The sequence below is a fragment of the Krasilnikovia sp. MM14-A1259 genome (genome assembly GCF_047159535.1).
Lineage (GTDB): Bacteria > Actinomycetota > Actinomycetes > Mycobacteriales > Micromonosporaceae > Actinoplanes.
Genome location: NZ_BAAGAJ010000002.1, coordinates 3174332 through 3190471, shown reverse-complemented (window position 1 = coordinate 3190471; position 16140 = coordinate 3174332). Strand labels below are relative to the sequence as shown.

15 protein-coding genes are annotated in these 16140 nt (G+C 72.0%); 9 read left to right on the top strand and 6 right to left on the bottom strand.

Going from position 1 to position 16140, the window contains the following annotated elements:
• The first annotated feature begins 61 nt into the window (after window positions 1-61).
• Both ACMCNK_RS14030 and ACMCNK_RS14025 read left to right on the top strand, forming a co-directional pair.
• Entirely contained in the window at window positions 62-2932 is a 2871-nt protein-coding gene (locus tag ACMCNK_RS14030) for a vitamin B12-dependent ribonucleotide reductase (RefSeq protein WP_412736852.1), read from the top strand.
• Window positions 2933-3136: 204 nt separating this feature from the next.
• Window positions 3137-4336 carry an MFS transporter gene (locus tag ACMCNK_RS14025; RefSeq protein ID WP_412736851.1) on the top strand — a complete coding sequence of 400 codons (1200 nt, stop codon included), beginning with the start codon at window positions 3137-3139 and terminating at the stop codon, window positions 4334-4336.
• A gap of 5 nt (window positions 4337-4341) precedes the next feature.
• Here the strand turns inward: ACMCNK_RS14025 and ACMCNK_RS14020 are convergent, their stop codons facing one another.
• Window positions 4342-5256 (bottom strand): alpha/beta fold hydrolase, encoded by a 915-nt coding sequence (locus ACMCNK_RS14020; RefSeq protein ID WP_412736850.1) that lies wholly within the window; start codon window positions 5254-5256, stop codon window positions 4342-4344.
• Window positions 5246-5731: a hypothetical protein gene (locus tag ACMCNK_RS14015; RefSeq protein WP_412736849.1), complete on the bottom strand. Its 486-nt coding sequence runs from the start codon at window positions 5729-5731 to the stop codon at window positions 5246-5248. The genes ACMCNK_RS14020 and ACMCNK_RS14015 overlap by 11 nt, the downstream gene beginning before the upstream one ends.
• Window positions 5732-5784: 53 nt before the next feature.
• On the opposite strand from ACMCNK_RS14015, the gene ACMCNK_RS14010 reads away from it, so the two are divergent.
• Complete coding sequence (locus ACMCNK_RS14010; RefSeq protein ID WP_412736848.1) at window positions 5785-6030, top strand: DUF5522 domain-containing protein; 246 nt, start codon at window positions 5785-5787, stop codon at window positions 6028-6030.
• Window positions 6031-6092: 62 nt separating this feature from the next.
• Window positions 6093-6644 (top strand): hypothetical protein, encoded by a 552-nt coding sequence (locus ACMCNK_RS14005; protein ID WP_412736847.1) that lies wholly within the window; start codon window positions 6093-6095, stop codon window positions 6642-6644.
• Window positions 6645-6665: 21 nt separating this feature from the next.
• Here ACMCNK_RS14005 and ACMCNK_RS14000 read toward each other — a convergent pair whose 3' ends face one another.
• Complete coding sequence (locus ACMCNK_RS14000) at window positions 6666-7331, bottom strand: metal-dependent transcriptional regulator (protein ID WP_412740847.1); 666 nt, start codon at window positions 7329-7331, stop codon at window positions 6666-6668.
• Between the two features lie 151 nt (window positions 7332-7482).
• On the opposite strand from ACMCNK_RS14000, the gene ACMCNK_RS13995 reads away from it, so the two are divergent.
• Both ACMCNK_RS13995 and ACMCNK_RS13990 read left to right on the top strand, forming a co-directional pair.
• Window positions 7483-8670, top strand: coding sequence for an acetoin utilization protein AcuC (locus ACMCNK_RS13995; RefSeq protein ID WP_412740846.1), 1188 nt, complete (start codon window positions 7483-7485; stop codon window positions 8668-8670).
• Window positions 8671-8676: 6 nt separating this feature from the next.
• Window positions 8677-11220 carry a GNAT family N-acetyltransferase gene (locus tag ACMCNK_RS13990; RefSeq protein WP_412736846.1) on the top strand — a complete coding sequence of 848 codons (2544 nt, stop codon included), beginning with the start codon at window positions 8677-8679 and terminating at the stop codon, window positions 11218-11220.
• 52 nt (window positions 11221-11272) lie between these two features.
• On the opposite strand, the gene sigB is transcribed toward ACMCNK_RS13990, so the two are convergent.
• Complete coding sequence (gene sigB / locus ACMCNK_RS13985) at window positions 11273-12256, bottom strand: RNA polymerase sigma factor SigB (protein ID WP_412740845.1); 984 nt, start codon at window positions 12254-12256, stop codon at window positions 11273-11275.
• Window positions 12257-12540: 284 nt separating this feature from the next.
• Here sigB and ACMCNK_RS13980 point away from each other — a divergent pair, with 284 nt between their 5' ends.
• Window positions 12541-13329: a sporulation protein gene (locus tag ACMCNK_RS13980; RefSeq protein WP_412736845.1), complete on the top strand. Its 789-nt coding sequence runs from the start codon at window positions 12541-12543 to the stop codon at window positions 13327-13329.
• Window positions 13330-13351: 22 nt separating this feature from the next.
• Here ACMCNK_RS13980 and dtd read toward each other — a convergent pair whose 3' ends face one another.
• A complete protein-coding gene (gene dtd / locus ACMCNK_RS13975) occupies window positions 13352-13774 on the bottom strand; it encodes a D-aminoacyl-tRNA deacylase (RefSeq protein ID WP_412736844.1) in 423 nt (140 codons plus the stop codon).
• A gap of 364 nt (window positions 13775-14138) precedes the next feature.
• Here dtd and ACMCNK_RS13970 point away from each other — a divergent pair, with 364 nt between their 5' ends.
• A complete protein-coding gene (locus tag ACMCNK_RS13970; RefSeq protein ID WP_412736843.1) occupies window positions 14139-14711 on the top strand; it encodes an HhH-GPD-type base excision DNA repair protein in 573 nt (190 codons plus the stop codon).
• Between the two features lie 69 nt (window positions 14712-14780).
• Entirely contained in the window at window positions 14781-15137 is a 357-nt protein-coding gene (locus tag ACMCNK_RS13965; protein WP_412736842.1) for a DUF3099 domain-containing protein, read from the top strand.
• Window positions 15138-15173: 36 nt separating this feature from the next.
• Here ACMCNK_RS13965 and ACMCNK_RS13960 read toward each other — a convergent pair whose 3' ends face one another.
• Entirely contained in the window at window positions 15174-16064 is an 891-nt protein-coding gene (locus ACMCNK_RS13960) for a carbohydrate kinase family protein (protein WP_412736841.1), read from the bottom strand.
• Between the last annotated feature and the right edge of the window lie 76 nt (window positions 16065-16140).

The following is a 16140-nucleotide window of genomic DNA, read 5'->3' as shown; positions in this document are numbered from 1 at the left end:
GCGAAAAGACACATCAGCGTCGCGACGGGCAGTCGCGGGGCACGACGAGGGGGAACACCACATGGCCGGTGACGGCATGGCAGCAGGACGGCAGCGCACACGCGCGAGCAGCGGGGGCGCTGCGGTCAGCGGGTTGCGGCTCCGGCGGGTATGGACGACCGAGGGCGTCCACCCGTACGACGAGGTCGAGTGGGAGCGTCGCGACGTCGTCATGACGAACTGGCGCGACGGCTCGGTCAACTTCGAGCAGCGCGGGGTGGAGTACCCCGACTACTGGAGCGTCAACGCCGCGAACATCGTCACCACCAAGTACTTCCGGGGCGCGGTCGGCACCCCGGAGCGCGAGTGGTCCCTCAAGCAGCTCATCGACCGCGTCGTGCGGACCTACCGCAAGGCGGGCGAGGAGCACGGCTATTTCGCCACCCCGGGCGACGCCGAGATCTTCGACCACGAGCTCACCTGGATGCTGCTGCACCAGGTGTTCAGCTTCAACTCGCCGGTCTGGTTCAACGTCGGCACCTCCTCGCCGCAGCAGGTCAGCGCGTGCTTCATCCTGTCGGTCGACGACTCGATGGACTCCATCCTGGACTGGTACAAGGAGGAGGGGCTGATCTTCAAGGGCGGCTCCGGCTCCGGGGTCAACCTGTCGCGGATCCGTTCCAGCCGGGAGCTGCTGACCTCCGGCGGCACCGCGAGCGGCCCGGTCAGCTTCATGCGCGGCGCGGACGCCAGCGCCGGCACGATCAAGTCCGGCGGTGCCACCCGGCGGGCGGCGAAGATGGTCATCCTCGACGTCGACCACCCCGACATCGAGGAGTTCGTCTGGACCAAGGCACGCGAGGAGAACAAGATCCGCGCGCTGCGTGACGCGGGCTTCGACATGGACCTGGGCGGCTCCGACATCGTCAGCGTCCAGTACCAGAACGCCAACAACTCCGTCCGGGTCAGCGACGAGTTCATGCGTGCCGTGGACTCCGGTGGCGAGTTCGAGCTGCGCGGCCGGCTCAACGGCGAGGTCATCGAGAGCATCGACGCGCGCAAGCTGTTCCGCGACATCGCTCATGCCGCGTGGGAGTGCGCCGACCCCGGCCTGCAGTACGACGACACGATCAACGACTGGCACACCAACCCGGAGACCGGGCGGATCACCGCGTCCAACCCGTGTTCGGAGTACATGTCGCTGGACGACTCGTCGTGCAACCTGGCGTCGCTCAACCTCATGAAGTTCCTGACCGCCGACGGCGGCTTCGAGGTGGAGAAGTTCGTCCAGAGTGTCGAGTTCGTCATCACCGCGATGGACATCTCGATCTGCTTCGCCGACTTCCCGACCGTGAAGATCGGCGAGACCACCCGGGCGTACCGCCAGCTCGGCATCGGGTACGCGAACCTCGGCGCGCTGCTGATGGCGTCGGGCCTGCCGTACGACTCGGAGGCGGGCCGGGGCGTGGCCGCCGCGATCACGTCGCTGATGACCGGCACCGCGTACCGGCGTTCCGCCGAGCTGGCCGGCGTGGTCGGCGCGTACGACGGGTACGCCCGCAACGCCGACGCGCACACCCGGGTCATGCGCAAGCACGCCGCCGCCAACGACGCGATCCGCCCGCAGGGCGCCGTGGCCACCGCGATCGTCCGCGAGTCGACCAAGCAGTGGCAGGCCGGCAACAAGCTCGGCGAGAAGAACGGCTGGCGCAACGCCCAGGCGTCCGTGCTGGCGCCCACCGGCACCATCGGCCTGATGATGGACTGCGACACCACCGGCATCGAGCCCGACCTGGCCCTGGTCAAGTTCAAGAAGCTGGTCGGCGGCGGTTCGATGCAGATCGTCAACCAGACCGTCCCGCGCGCGCTGCGCAGCATCGGCTACCCGGAGGAGCAGGTCGAGGCGATCGTCGAGCACATCGGCGACCACGGCAACGTCGTCGACGCCCCCGGTCTCAAGCCGGAGCACTACCCGGTGTTCGACTGCGCCATGGGGGAGCGGTCGATCGCCCCGATGGGCCACGTGCGGATGATGGCGGCGGTGCAGCCGTTCATCTCGGGTGCGATCTCCAAGACGGTCAACATGCCGGAGTCGGCGACGGTCGAGGACATCGAGCACATCCACTTCCAAGGCTGGAAGCTGGGCCTCAAGGCGCTGGCCATCTACCGCGACAACTGCAAGGTCGGGCAGCCGCTGTCGGCCGCCAAGCCGAAGGCCGCGGCCGCCGAGGTGCCCGCCGTGGTGGAGCGGGCGGTCGAGAAGGTCATCGAGTACCGCCCGGTCCGCAAGCGGCTGCCCAAGAAGCGCCCGTCCGAGACGGTGTCGTTCTCCGTGGGCGGGGCGGAGGGCTACCTCACCGCGTCGTCGTACCCCGACGACGGCCTGGGCGAGGTCTTCCTCAAGATGTCGAAGCAGGGCTCGACGCTGGCCGGGGTGATGGACGCGTTCTCCGTGGCCATCTCGATCGGCCTGCAGTACGGCGTCCCGCTGGAGACGTTCGTCAGCAAGTTCACCAACATGCGGTTCGAGCCGGCGGGCATGACCGACGACCCGGACATCCGCATGGCGGCGTCGGTGATGGACTACATCTTCCGGCGGCTGGCGCTCGACTTCCTTCCGTACGACACCCGCGCCGAGCTGGGCATCTTCACCGCCAAGGAGCGGGCGGCCCAGATCCAGGCGGAGGCCGCGGCCGCGGCCGACATGGACCTGGCCGGCATGGCCGCGTCCGCTCCGGTGTCGGCTCCGGTCGGTGCGGCGTCCGCCCCGTCGGCTCCCGCCCCGGCCGCGGAGGTGGCGCCGGCGTCGGTCGGCTCGTCCACCGAGCTGGTGGAGGTCGTGCTCGGCACGTCCGCGGACGCGCCGCTGTGCTTCACGTGCGGCACCAAGATGCGCCCGGCGGGCAGCTGCTACGTGTGCGAGGGCTGCGGCTCCACGTCCGGCTGCAGCTAGCCTGCCCGCCCGGGCCCCGTGATCGGCGGCCCCCCGGGCCGGCGGATTTCAAGTACTGGTGAAAGAGGCAGCCGCAGGTCTTCTGCGGCTGCCTCTTTCGCGTAGTCGGCCCTCGGTGCAGCTTTTCCACCAAGACTGGGTAGCAGTTGTGGTCATGCTGCATAAGCACTGGGCGGCCGCTACTTTAACGAGTAAGTTGGGTAGGTGAGCACAGACGTGCGAGACCGCACCCGACTCGAACGCGCCAAGGTCGCCGTCGCGGTCACCTTCGCCGTCAACGGCCTCGCATTCGCGGGATGGCTGGCGCGGGCGCCCGCCGTCCGCAACGACCTGCACCTGTCCCCGGCCGGATTCGGCCTGCTGCTGCTGTGCCTGTCCGCGGCTGCGATCGCCTCGATCCCGTTGGCCGGCCCCCTCGTGCACCGGACCGGCCCGGCCCGCGCGGTGCTGCTCGGCAGCATGTCGGTCGTGCTCGGCCTGATCCTGCTCGCGGCCGGTGCCGCGCTGGGCTGGGTGCCGCTGGCCGGCCTCGGCCTGGTCTTCGCCGGTGCCGGCAACAGCACGTGGGACGTCGCGATGAACGTCGAGGGGGCCGACGTCGAGCGCCGGCTCGGCCGTACGCTCATGCCCCGGTTCCATGCCGGGTTCAGCCTCGGCACCGTGGCCGGTGCGGGGGCCGGCGCCCTGGCGGCGACCGCCGGGGTGGCGGTGTCCACCCAGCTCTGGGTCACCGCGGCGCTGGCCGCCGCCGTCCAGGTGATCATCGTGCGGCAGTTCCTGCCGCAGGCCGTCGAGCATGCGGAGCAGCGCAGCCCCGCCGGCGTGAAGCAGACCTGGCGGGAGCCGCGCACGCTGCTCATCGGCCTGATCATGCTGGGCTTCGGCTTCACCGAAGGCTCGGCGAACGACTGGCTCGCCATCAGCCTCGTCGACGGGTACGGCACGAGCGAGACCCTCGGCGCGATCGGCTTCGGCATGTTCGTGACCGCGATGACCGTGGGCCGGATGTTCGGCGGTCACGCGTTGCAGCGCTGGGGACGGGTCCCGGTCCTGCGGGTCACCGCGGTGTCCGCGCTGATCGGCCTGCTGCTGGTGGTCTCCGGCCTGGCGGTGCCGGTGGCCCTGGTGGGGGCGTTGTTCTGGGGCGTGGGTGCCTCGCTCGGCTTCCCCGTGGGAATGAGCGCCGCCGCGGACGATCCCGCCCGCGCGGCGATCCGGGTCTCCGTGGCGGGCTCGATCGGGTACGCGGCGTTCCTGTCCGGCCCGCCCCTGATCGGCTTCCTGGCGCAGCACGTCGGCATCCTGAACGCGCTGCTGGTGGTGCTGGTGGCCATCGCGCTCGGCCTGTACGCCTCCCGCGCGGCCCGCCCGCTTGCCGTGGAACAGGACACCACCCGGGTCTGACCGGTCTACCCGGCCTGTGCGAGGAAGTCCCCGATCAGCTGGGCGAGCGGCTCGGGCTGCTCGATGACCATCGCGTGGGACGCGTCGTGCAGGTGCAGGTACTGCACCCGCGGGTTGGCCCGGGCGGCTCCCGCCACCTGCTCGGTGAGGAAGTCGCGGTGCGCCGCGTACAGGTCGGCGAACGGTTCCTCCTCGGGCAGGTTGCGGGTGGGCAGCACCACGAGCAGCGGGCAGGGCATCGCGGCGTACACCGGGGCCAGGTCGAGGCCGGTCATCAGCCCGCGGAGCTCACCGGCGGTCGCAGCGGAGGGGCGTGTCGTGGTCTCACCGTCGACGTGGGCCAGGTTGCGCCGGAACCCCTCGATCCACACCTTCTCGTTGGCGCCCATGTCGCGTGCCGCCATCTGTTCGCGTTCCACCAGGTCGGGCAGCTCGCCCGCGGGGATCGTGCGACCCATGCCGGCGTGCACCGCGTCGAACACGTGCGTCAGCCGGGCCAGCTCGGCGGAGGCCTTCTCCGGGTCGAGGCCGGGAAGCCGATCGGGGCGGGCGGGCGGCGGGCAGCCGTCCAGGCTCACCACGCCGGGCGATTCGGGATGCCGCGCACCCCACTGGGCCGCCAGCATGCCGCCGAGGGAATGGCCGACCACCGCTGGGCGCTCCAGGCCGAGCTGCACGACCACCGCGGCGATGTCGCCCAGCGCCGCCTCCCACGACCACGGGCCGTCGCCCGAGCGGCCGTGCCCGCGCAGGTCCATGGTCACGACCCGGTGCCGCGGCCGCAGGGCCCGGGCCAGCGTGGTCAGCGTCGCGAGGTTGCCGCCCGCGCCGTGCAGCAGCACCAGTGGCGGCGCGTCGCCACCGAAGTCGCGGACGGCGACGGGCAGGTCCCCGGCATCGACGAGACGGTCATTGATCATGTGTTTCCCCTTCGCTGCTCCCGGAATCCCGCGCGCGCAGGCGGTCGCGGACGGCCACGGCGGGCACCCCGCCGTCCGGATGGCGGGGCAGGCGGCCCCGCTTGATCAGGTCGTGCACACCCTGGCGGCTGATGCCCAGCATCGCACCGGCCGTGGCGTACGAGACCCGCTCGGCGGCCGGGTGCCCGGCCTGGCGGGCAACGGTCTGGCCCAACGGGGTCCGCCACCAGTCCAACGGCGGATCGAACGCGCGGTCACCGGGGTAGAGCGTCGCGACGAGGCGCGCGGCGGCGCGCACGGCCGCGTCCTCGTCGGCGCCGCGCATCGTGTCCGCCCACCGGGCGGCCCGGATCCGGACGATGCGGCGCAACGCGGCGACCGCGTCGTCTCCCTCGAGCAGGATGTCGAGGGGGTCGAGCAGCCGCACATCGAGCAACTGCACGATCTGCTCGACCAACTCGCCGCGAGTGAGCACGGGCCCATCGTCGACCTACTTGACAAGGGCTGTCAAGTGATAGCGTGCATCGCGTGGCGTTCGAGAGCAAGCCCCTGGCGCCGCGCCCGCTGACGGAGCCGCACCCGTCCCGGCTCGCCCCTGGTCACCCGCGCCGCGCCGAGATCCTCGCCGCCCACGCCGCGGCCCTGGCCGAGGGCCGGCCCGGCTACCTGGATCCGGAGTCCGGCCTCTTCGTGCTCACCGCGGGATTCCTCGCCGACCGCGGCACCTGTTGCGGCCGCGGCTGCCGTCACTGTCCGTACGTCGATGGTGCCTGACCCGGTATTCCCTCGCCGTTCCCCGCGAAGTACGGTGTGCCCGATTCCATCGGGAGGACCTCGTGCGTTCGCGTCTTGCCGCGCTCGGCGCCGGCATCGTCCTGTGCACCCTCGCCGGGTGTTCGCGCGCCGCCGCGGACCCGGGCCCGCCCCCGGTGCAGGTCGTCGAGCAGCCGGCCGCGTCCGCGGGCGGTGCCTGCATCCTGTGGGACTACGCGTTCATCCGCGACAAGATCGGCGTCACGTTCACCGTGGCCGGCTCCGATCAGGTCGACGACACCTCCACCTGCGTGGTGCAGACCGAGAACGGCGACTACCCCAACCTGGCGTTGTCCGTGGTCGAGAGCACGTCGGCGGACGCGGACGTGTTCCTCAAGGACCTGATGCCCGCCAAGGCGACCAAGGTCAAGGGCCTGGGTCGGGCCGGATACCGGCTGGTGTCCCGGGGGTCGGGCGGGCACGGGCCCAGCATCGAAATCTCGTGGCTCAGCCAGGCCGCCCAGCTGCAGACGCTGAAGTTCACGTTCCCGAAGGACGCGAAGCCGGATCAGGTGGACCAGATGTCGACCCGGCTGGTGTCGCTGGCGAACGCGATGAACACCACGTCCGGCTGAAACCCGCGCCGCCGGCCGGACTCAGTGGGCCGCGACGAAGACCCGGGACGCCACCTCGCGGGGGAGCCGGATCTTGTCACCCGATCGGTCGATCGTGACCGCGTCGCGCTCCTGCGCCACGGTGACGGTTGCGCCCGGGTCGATACCGGCGGCATGCAGCTGCCGCAGCACGCCCGCGTTGGTCTGCACGCTCTCGCAGATGCGCCGCACCACCACGTTGCCGGACAGCCCGGGGAACGCGAGATTGCGCTCCGCGCCCGGGCCCGTGGCGTCCGCCCGCTGGGCCGTCTCGGAGGTGCCGAACGCCTCCAGGCCGGGGATCGGGTTCCCGTACGGCGAGCGGGTCGGCTTGTTGAGCAGCTCGTAGACCTTCTTCTCCACCGCGTCGCTCATCACGTGCTCCCAGCGGCAGGCCTCTTCGTGGGCCTCCTCGTACGGCATGCCGATGACGTTGACGAGCAGCAGCTCGGCCAGGCGGTGTTTACGCATCACCGAGACCGCGTGGCCCCGGCCCAGATCCGTGAGCTGCAGATGACGGTCGCCCTCCACCGTGAGCAGGCCGTCGCGCTCCATCCGGGCGACCGTCTGGCTGACCGTGGGGCCGCTCTGGTGCAGCCGCTCGGCGATCCGGGCGCGCAGCGGAGGAACCCCTTCCTCCTCTAGCTCCAGGATCGTCCGCAGGTACATCTCAGTGGTGTCGACCAGATCATTCACGGTGGAGTCCTCCCAGCGGCGATATTACCCCGCGGCCAGCCGCATCTTCCGAGCCGCCGAGCGGGGGTGGCCGGACCGGCGTGCGCCCGGCATCCTCGCCGCCGCGGCGTGCGACGATGACGCCATGGCGGACGGCGAGCCCACGACGGTGGTCTGGGATCCGGCGCTGCTCGCGTACGACATGGGTGAGCATCCGCTGAATCCGGTGCGGGTCGAGCTGACCATCGCGCTGGCCCGCGAGCTCGGCGTCCTCGACCGTCCCGGCGTGCGGGTGGTGCCCGCGGATCCGGCCGACGAGGCCGCGCTGACGCGCGTGCACCGCCCCGACTACGTGGATGCGGTGCGGCTCGCGCCCGGTGATCCGTTCTTCGCGGGCTGGGGCCTCAACACCCCGGACAATCCCGTCTTCGACGACATGCACGAGTCCAGCGCGCGGATCTGCGGCGCGAGCATCGCCGCGGCCGAGGCGGTCTGGTACGGCACGAGCACCCGCGCGGTCAACGTCGCCGGGGGCCTGCACCACGCCATGCCCGCCCGCGCTGCCGGCTTCTGCGTGTACAACGACCCCGCGGTGGCGATCGCGCGGCTGCTCGACCTCGGCGCGAAACGGATCGCGTACGTCGACGTCGACGTGCATCACGGCGACGGCGTCCAGGCCGCCTTCTACGACGACCCGCGGGTGCTGACGGTCAGCCTGCACGAGACACCGCTGGCGCTGTTCCCCGGCACGGGATTCCCGGACGAGACCGGGGGGCCGGGCGCCGAAGGCACCTCGGTCAACGTCGCGCTGCCGCCGGGCACGGGCGACGGCGGCTGGCTGCGCGCATACCATGCGGTCGTCCCGTCGGTGGTCCGCGCGTTCGGGCCGGAGCTGCTGTTCACCCAGTGCGGTGCGGATGCGCACCGGCTCGACCCGCTGGCCGACCTGCGCCTGTCCGTGGACGGCCAGCGCGCCACGTACCTGGCGTTGCGCGCGCTCGCGGACGAGGTCTGCGGCGGCCGCTGGGTCGCCACCGGCGGGGGCGGGTACGCGCTGGTCGAGGTCGTGCCCCGGGCCTGGACCCATCTGCTCGGCGTGATCACCGGGGAGCCGCTGGCCGCGGACACCCCCACCCCGGCGGCCTGGCGCAAGCTGGCCGCGCAACGTCGCCCCGAAGCCGACATCCCGGCCACGCTGACCGACGGGGCCGAACCGCCGCACGAGCGGTGGAAGCCGGGGACCAGCCAGGATGCGGTGGACCGGGCGATCCTGGCGACCCGTACGGCGGTGTTCCCGCTGCACGGCCTCGATCCGTACGACCCGAGGGATTGACCCGCCATGGTCCTCGACACCGGCGCCGACGTGCTGCTCTCCGACGGCAGTGCGGTCCACCTGCGACCGATCAGCCCGGCCGACGCGGAAGCGATCGTCGAACTGCACTCCCGGATGAGCGAACGCACCCGGTACCTGCGCTATTTCTCGCCGTACCCGCGCATTCCGGAACGGGACCTGGAGCGTTTCGTCACCGTGGACCACCACAACCGCGAGGCGTACGTGGCGGTCAGCGGCCCGCGGATCCTCGCGGTCGGCCGGTATGAGCGGATGGGCCCGGACTCGCCCGACGCCGAGGTGGCGTTCGTGGTGGAGGACGCGTACCAGGGGCGTGGCATCGGCTCGGTGCTGCTGGAGTATCTGGCGCAGGCCGCCCGCGAGCACGGGATCCGCCGTTTCATCGCCGAGGTGCTGCCGCAGAACGGCGGCATGCTGCGGGTCTTCAGCGACTTCGGCTACCAGATCCAGCGCCGGTACGCCGACGGCGTGGTGCACCTGGACTTCCCGATCGCCCCCACGGAGATGTCCCGGCAGGTGCAGGAGAGCCGGGAGCACCGTACCGAGGCCGCCTCGATCACCCGGCTGCTGAGCCCGCGCGGTGTCGCGGTCTACGGCGCGAGCACCAGCGGGCTCGGCGTCGGCGCCGCCCTGCTGGCGGACCTGCGCGACGGCGGGTACACCGGGGCGGTGGTGCCGGTGCACCCGAGCGCCGACCGGGTCGCGGGGCGCCCCGCGTACCGGTCCGCCGTGGACGCGGGCGAGCCGGTGGACGTGGCGCTGGTCGCCGTACCCCCGGATCGGGTGTCGCAGGCCGTGGCGGACGCGGCCGTGGCCGGCGCGGGGGCCGTCGTGGTGGTGTCCGCGGGCTTCGCCGAGACCGGTCCGGCCGGTGCGGACGCGCAGCGGGCGCTGCTGGAACAGGCCCGGGCGGCCGGAATGCGGGTGGTCGGCCCGAACTGCCTGGGCATCGCGAACACCGACCCCGCGGTACGCCTGAACGCCACGCTCGCGCCGACGCTGCCGGCCGCCGGCCGGGTGGGCTTCTTCAGCCAATCCGGCGCGCTCGGGGTGGCCCTGCTCGCCGAGGCGGACCGGCGCGGTCTCGGGCTGTCCAGCTTCGTGTCGGCGGGCAACCGCGCCGACGTGTCCGGCAACGACCTGCTGCAGTACTGGCAGGACGACCCGCGCACTGACGTGGTGCTGCTCTACCTGGAGACGTTTGGCAACCCGCGCAAGTTCGCCCGGCTCGCGCGCCGGATGAGCCGGGTCAAGCCGGTCGTGGCGGTGGCCTCGGCGACCCGGCCCCCGGGCCTGGCCGGTGACCTGCCCGGCCCGGACGCGCACGCGGTCACCGCGCTGTTCGCCCGCTCCGGCGTGATCCGCGTCGACACGGTCCGGGAACTGTTCGACGTGGGGGTGCTGCTCGCGCACCAGCCGCTGCCCGCAGGCCGCCGCGTCGCCGTGGTCGGCAACTCGTCCGCGCTGTCCGGCCTCGCGGTCGCCGCGTGCCGCCCCAACGGCCTCGTGGTCGCCGACGGCTACCCGCGCGACCTGAGCCCGCAATCCGGCGCGCACGAATTCGCCGCGGCGCTCGCCGAAGCCGAGGCCGACGAGCGGGTGGACGCGCTGGCCGTGGTGTTCGCCCCGCCGCTGCCGGGCCAGTTGCCCGACTCCGACGCGGACTTCGCGGTGGCGCTGTCCACGGTCGCGCTGGCGGGGGAGAAGCCGACCGTGGCGACGTTCCTGCACGGACAATTGCCGTCGCGGGTGCCGTCGTACCCGTCGATCGAGGAGGCGGTGCGGGCGCTGGGCCGGGTCGCCACGTACGCGGAGTGGCTGCGCCGCCCGCCTGGTACGTACCCGGAACTGTCCGCAGTGGAGCCCGGCGCCCCCGAAGTGGAGGGGCCGCCCAGCCGGCTGCTCGCGGCGTACGGCGTACGGGTCGTGCCGTCCACGGCGGCCGCAACGCTGGCGGCGGCGCTGGCGGCGGCGGAGCAGTTCGGCTATCCGGTGGCGCTGAAGGCAGCCCGCGGCTCCCTGCGCCACCGCATCGACCTCGGCGCGGTACGCCTCAACCTGGCCGATGCGGGCGCCCTCCGCGCCGCGTACAGCGAGCTGGAGGCGGCGTTCGGCCCGGTCGTGCTGGTGCAGTCGATGGTCGCACCGGGGGTGGCATGCACCGTGGAGGTGGCCGAGGATCCAGCGTTCGGTCCGGTGGTCGGGTTCGGGCTCGGCGGGGTCGCCAGCGAACTGCTCGGGGATCTGGCGTGGCGGGCCGCCCCGCTCACCGATTCGGCGGCGGCAGCCCTGGTCGACGAGCCACGGGCGGCCCCGCTGCTGCACGGCTACCGCGGCTCGGCGCCGGTGGACCGGGATGCACTCATCGACCTGCTGCTGCGGGTCGGGCGGCTCGCCGACGAGCATCCGCGGATCCGCAAGCTCTCGCTGAACCCGGTGCTCGCGCGTCCGGACGGCATCGACGTGCTGCACGCCACGATCGAGGTCGGCGTGGCCTCCGCCCGCCCGGACTCGGGACCTCGCCGCCTCTGAACGCGCAGCGGCCGGGTTGGTCGGCCGCTGCGGTCGTTTCCGTACGCCGCGATCAGCTCGCGTACGCCTCCAGGCGGCCGGCCCGCTCCGGGGCGCGCAGCTTGAGCATCGTCACCTTCTCGATCTGGCGGATGCGCTCGCGGCTCAGCCCGAACTCGCGGCCCACCTCGTCGAGCGTGCGCTGGCGGCCGTCGTCGAGGCCGAAGCGCAGCCGAATCACCGCGGACTCCCGCTCGGACAGCGTGGAGAGCACGACCTCGACCTCGCTGCGCAGCTCGCCCTGGGCAAGGCCGTCGCCCGGCTCGCCGCGCGGGTCGACCGCCGCGACGAAGTCGCCGAGTGCGCTCTCGCCGTCCTCGCCGACCGCCTGGTCCAGGCTGACCGGCTCACGGTCGTACGAGATCAGCTCGATGACCTGGAACTCCGGTACGCCCATGGCCTTGGCGATCTCGGCGATGCTGGGCTCGCGACCCAGCGACGTGGCGAGGTCGCGGCGAGCGCGGACCATGCGGTTGACCTGCTCGACCATGTGCACCGGGATGCGGATGGTGCGGGCCTGGTCGGCCATGGCGCGGGTGATGGCCTGGCGGATCCACCAGGTGGCGTACGTGGAGAACTTGTAACCCTTGGTGTAGTCGAACTTCTCGACCGCGCGGATGAGGCCGAGGTTGCCCTCCTGGATCAGGTCCAGGAACGCCATGCCGCGACCGGTGTAGCGCTTGGCGATGCTGACCACGAGGCGCAGGTTGGCCTCCAGCAGGTGGTTCTTGGCGGCCTTGCCCTCGGTGATGACGATCTTCAGCAGCCCGGCGATCTCCGCGTCGGCGGTGGGGAGCTTCTCCTCGGCGTAGAGGCCCGCCTCGATCCGCTTGGAGAGGGTCACCTCCTCGACCGCGGTGAGCAGGCGGGTCCGGCCGATGCCGTTGAGGTACGCGCGGACGAGGTCGGCGGAGACGCCGCGCTCGTCGGTCGCGTCGAGGTCGGCCAGCGCCTCGACACCGTCTGTCACCATGCCATCAGCGGCTTCTTCCGCCATGGACTCCATCGCCTTCATCTGCAGGACCACCTTTCAGTCCCCTCCCCGCGTGAACTCCGGTGCATTCCCAGCCCGCATTCGTGCCGGTGATCAAAGCTTCGCGCGGCACGCGTTAAGCCGAGGTGAGGCAAGCGTCCAGGTGGCATGAATCGGGGAGAACCCTGAGGTCGGCAACCCGACATGGCGCCCGAATTGAAGGGACATATGGGGAACACGGTTTGTTTCGCTCCGACTGGTAAGAGCCAGATAATGTGTTCCGGAACGAGACGACGAAGGGGTGGTCCGTGGTCTTCAAACGGATGATGCGGGCACTGGGCGTCGGTGGTGCGTCCGTCGAAACCGTGCTTGCCAACCCCAACTGTCGGCCCGGCGGCTTCCTCGACGGTCACGTTCAGGTGATCGGCGGTGACCATGCGGTGGACATCGAGTACGTCGCTCTGGGCCTCGTCACCCGGGTCGAGGTCGAGAGCGGTGACAGCGAGTACAACACCAACCAGGAGTTTCACTCTCAGCGACTGACCGGCCCGTTCAAGCTGGAGCCGGGTCAGCGGCACGACCTGCCGTTCCGCTTCGACGTGCCCTGGGAGACCCCGATCACCGAGGTGTTCGGTCAGCACCTGCACGGCATGACCATGGGCCTGGCCACCGAGCTGGAGGTGGCCCGGGCGGTCGACAAGAGTGATCTCGACGCGGTGGCGGTGCATCCCCTGCCCGCGCAGGAGCGGATCCTCGAAGCCCTGCAGCGGCTGGGATTCCGGTTCTCCAAGGCCGACGTCGAGCGCGGCTCGGTGTACGGCGTGCACCAGACGCTGCCGTTCTACCAGGAGATCGAGTTCTACCCGCCCCCGGCGTACGCCGGGGGCATCAACCAGCTCGAGGTCACGTTCCTGGCCACGCCGCAGGTGCTGCAGATCGTCCTCGAGATCGACAAGCGGGGCGGGCTGTTCACCGAGGGGCATGACGCGTTCGGCCGGTTCGACGTCGACCACCACACCGCCGACCAGGTGGACTGGGCCGGTCAGCTCGACGGCTGGTTGCGCCAGTCCGCGCAGCGCCGCGGCCTGTTCTTCTGACCTCGGCAGCTTCTCCGGGCCGCTACAGCTCGATCAGGACGGTTCGCGGGCCCACGTTCACGCTCTCCACGAGCATGTGAGCCCGGAACCGGCCGGTGGCCACGCTCGCGCCCCGCGCGCGCAGCGCCTCGACGAATTCGGTCACCAACGGTTCCGCCACCTCGGCGGGGGCGGCGGCCGCCCAGGTGGGGCGCCGGCCCTTGCGCGCGTCGCCGTACAGCGTGAACTGGCTGACCACCAGCAGGGGGGCGCCCACTTCCGCGGCGGAGGCCTCGTCGTCGAGCAGGCGCAGCTCGTGCACCTTGCGGGCCATCGTCTGCGCGGTCGCGGCGGTGTCGTCGTGGGTGACGCCGAGCAGCACCAGCAATCCGTCCGCGATCTGGCCGACGACCGCACCGTCCACGGTGACGCTCGCCCGGCTGACGGTCTGCACCAGCGCCCGCATCAGCGACCTCCTTCGTATCCGCACGGCCCTTCGTGCCTGCGCTGTACCACCTTGACTGCGGTGTGCCACCGTCGGCGACACCGGGCACCGGGCACCGGGTACGCCCGGATCACGCCGGAGCGCCCGGTCATTGTCGCCGATCCGCCGACCCCGATTCGCCGGTCGCCGAGCCCGACCCGATTCGCCGGCTTCCGAGCCGGACCCCATCTGCGGCTTCCTGGCCGAACCCCATCGGCCGCTGTGGGGCCGGACCCGGATCGGCGGCTGCCGGGCCGGACCCCATCGGCCGCTGCGGGACCGGACCCGATCGGCCGCTGCCGGGCCCAGGCCTGACGTGGGGCCGGGACCTGCGAGGATGGAGGTCATGACGATCTCGCTCCCGATCGTCCCGGAGGCCAACGAGCTGCTCGGCCGGGACCCGCTCGCCCTGTTGATCGGCATGGTGCTGGATCAGCAGATCCCGTTGGAGAAGGCGTTCAGCTCGCCGTACGTGCTCGCACAGCGACTCGGGCACGCGCCCACCGCGCAGGAGCTCGCGGATTTCGACGGGGACGCCCTGATCGAGATCTTCGCCACGCCGCCCGCGTTGCACCGATTCCCGAAGGCCATGGCGGCGCGCGTGCAGGACGTGTGCCGGGTGCTCGTGACCGAGTTCGACGGCGACGCGGCGAACCTGTGGGCGGACGTCCGCGACGGCGCAGAACTGCTCCGGCGGGTGGGCTCGCTGCCCGGATTCGGCAAGCAGAAGGCGCAGATCTTTACCGCCCTGCTCGGCAAGCAGTACGGCGTCCAGCCCGCAGGCTGGCGGGAGGCGGCCGGGGCATACGGTGAAGAAGGCGCGTTCCGGTCGGTGGCGGACATCGTGGACGACGAGTCGCTGTCCCGGGTCCGCGCCTACAAGAAGGAGATGAAGGCCGCCGCCAAGGCCAAGGGCTGACGTGCCGCGTCCTTGGTGTGCAGCCCGGGGCGCGTGGTGCGAGGATGAGGAGTCGATCGGAGTCACCTCGTGAAGAAGCAGCCGGACCGCCCGGTACTGATCACCGACGCGGCCATCAGCCAAAGCGACCAGCTCCGCAGCCGGCAGATCCGCTATGTGACCATGATGGGCATCCGGGCGGGCTGCCTCATCCTTGGCGCGGTGCTGATCAGCGCCAAGGTGCCGCTGCTGCCGGTCTGGCTCGTGCTGTGCGCGGCCGGGATGGTGTTCCTTCCCTGGGCGGCCGTGCTGATCGCCAACGACCGCCCGCCCAAGACCAAGGCGGAACGGTACGAGGCCCGCACCCGCGCCCAGCGACCGCAGCCGGCCCTCGACCGGCAAACCACCGAGGAAACCGAGCACCGCACGATCGACGGCGACGACTGAGCCGCACCACCTGCCGCAGGAGCCTGTGACGGCCGGTCAGGGGCGCGCGCCCACCCGGCGTACCGCCTCCGCGCCGAGCGCGGCGCCGGCCGCGAGCGCGGCAGCCGGGTCCGCACCCGCGCACCAGGCGGCGATCAGGCCCGCCGCGAACGCGTCACCGGCCCCGGTCGGGTCCACCGCCGGTACGGGGTTCCCCGCGACCGACTCCAGCGTTCCGTCGCGCCCAGCCCAGACGGCCCCGGCGCCGCCGCGCTTCACCACCACCTGCCGGGCGACCCCGGTCAACGCCCGCGCCTGCTGTGGCGCCGGGCCGGGTCCGGCCAGCACGGCGGCCTCGTCCGCGTTGCAGAGCAACAGGTCGGTTCCGCGTACCCGATCGAGGAATGCCGCCGCCCCGACCCGCCGCAACGGCCCGGCGGAGGCCGCGTCGACGCTCGTGGTCAGCCCGCGGGCGCGGGCCGCGGCCAGCGCCGCCAGGCCGCCCGGCCGCGAACCGGGGTCGAGCAGCGGATACCCGGACAGGTGCAGGTGGCGGGCGGTCGGCAGCGCGGCGACCGCGGCGGCGACGTCGCCCGGGTCGAGCAGACACGCCGCGCCCCGGTCGGCGAGCATGGTCCGCTCGTCGGCGGTGGCGAGCACCACCACGCTGCCGGTCGCGGCGCCGTCGTGAGCACGCACCGCGCAGTGCACGCCGCGGGCGGTGAGTTCGGCCACCCGCTCGCGCCCGGCCGGGTCCTGACCGACCGCCGCGACCAGGGTCACCGGGCAACCCGCGTGGGCCAGCCACGCCGCGGTGTTGGCGGCCTGCCCGCCACCGGCGACGGTGATCACGGCGTCGGTGTCCGTCCCGGTCTCGATCGGCCCCTGGTGCACCACGAGCACATCAGTGACAAGGTCCCCGACGACGATCACGGACCATTCGCTCACGCTGGGCTGGCTGGGCGTGCGCTCATGGCCCTCGCTTCGCTCGGTGCATTCGCTCACGCTGGGCTGGTTGGGCGTG

Coding starts and splice junctions, on each gene's coding strand:
- ACMCNK_RS14000 (WP_412740847.1), bottom strand. CDS start 7,331: ATGTACCTGCGGACGATCCTGGAGCTAGAGGAGGAAGGGGTTCCTCCG.
- ACMCNK_RS13970 (WP_412736843.1), top strand. CDS start 14,139: ATGACGATCTCGCTCCCGATCGTCCCGGAGGCCAACGAGCTGCTCGGC.
- sigB (WP_412740845.1), bottom strand. CDS start 12,256: ATGGCGGAAGAAGCCGCTGATGGCATGGTGACAGACGGTGTCGAGGCG.
- ACMCNK_RS13990 (WP_412736846.1), top strand. CDS start 8,677: ATGGTCCTCGACACCGGCGCCGACGTGCTGCTCTCCGACGGCAGTGCG.
- ACMCNK_RS14030 (WP_412736852.1), top strand. CDS start 62: ATGGCCGGTGACGGCATGGCAGCAGGACGGCAGCGCACACGCGCGAGC.
- ACMCNK_RS13995 (WP_412740846.1), top strand. CDS start 7,483: ATGGCGGACGGCGAGCCCACGACGGTGGTCTGGGATCCGGCGCTGCTC.
- ACMCNK_RS14020 (WP_412736850.1), bottom strand. CDS start 5,256: ATGATCAATGACCGTCTCGTCGATGCCGGGGACCTGCCCGTCGCCGTC.
- dtd (WP_412736844.1), bottom strand. CDS start 13,774: ATGCGGGCGCTGGTGCAGACCGTCAGCCGGGCGAGCGTCACCGTGGAC.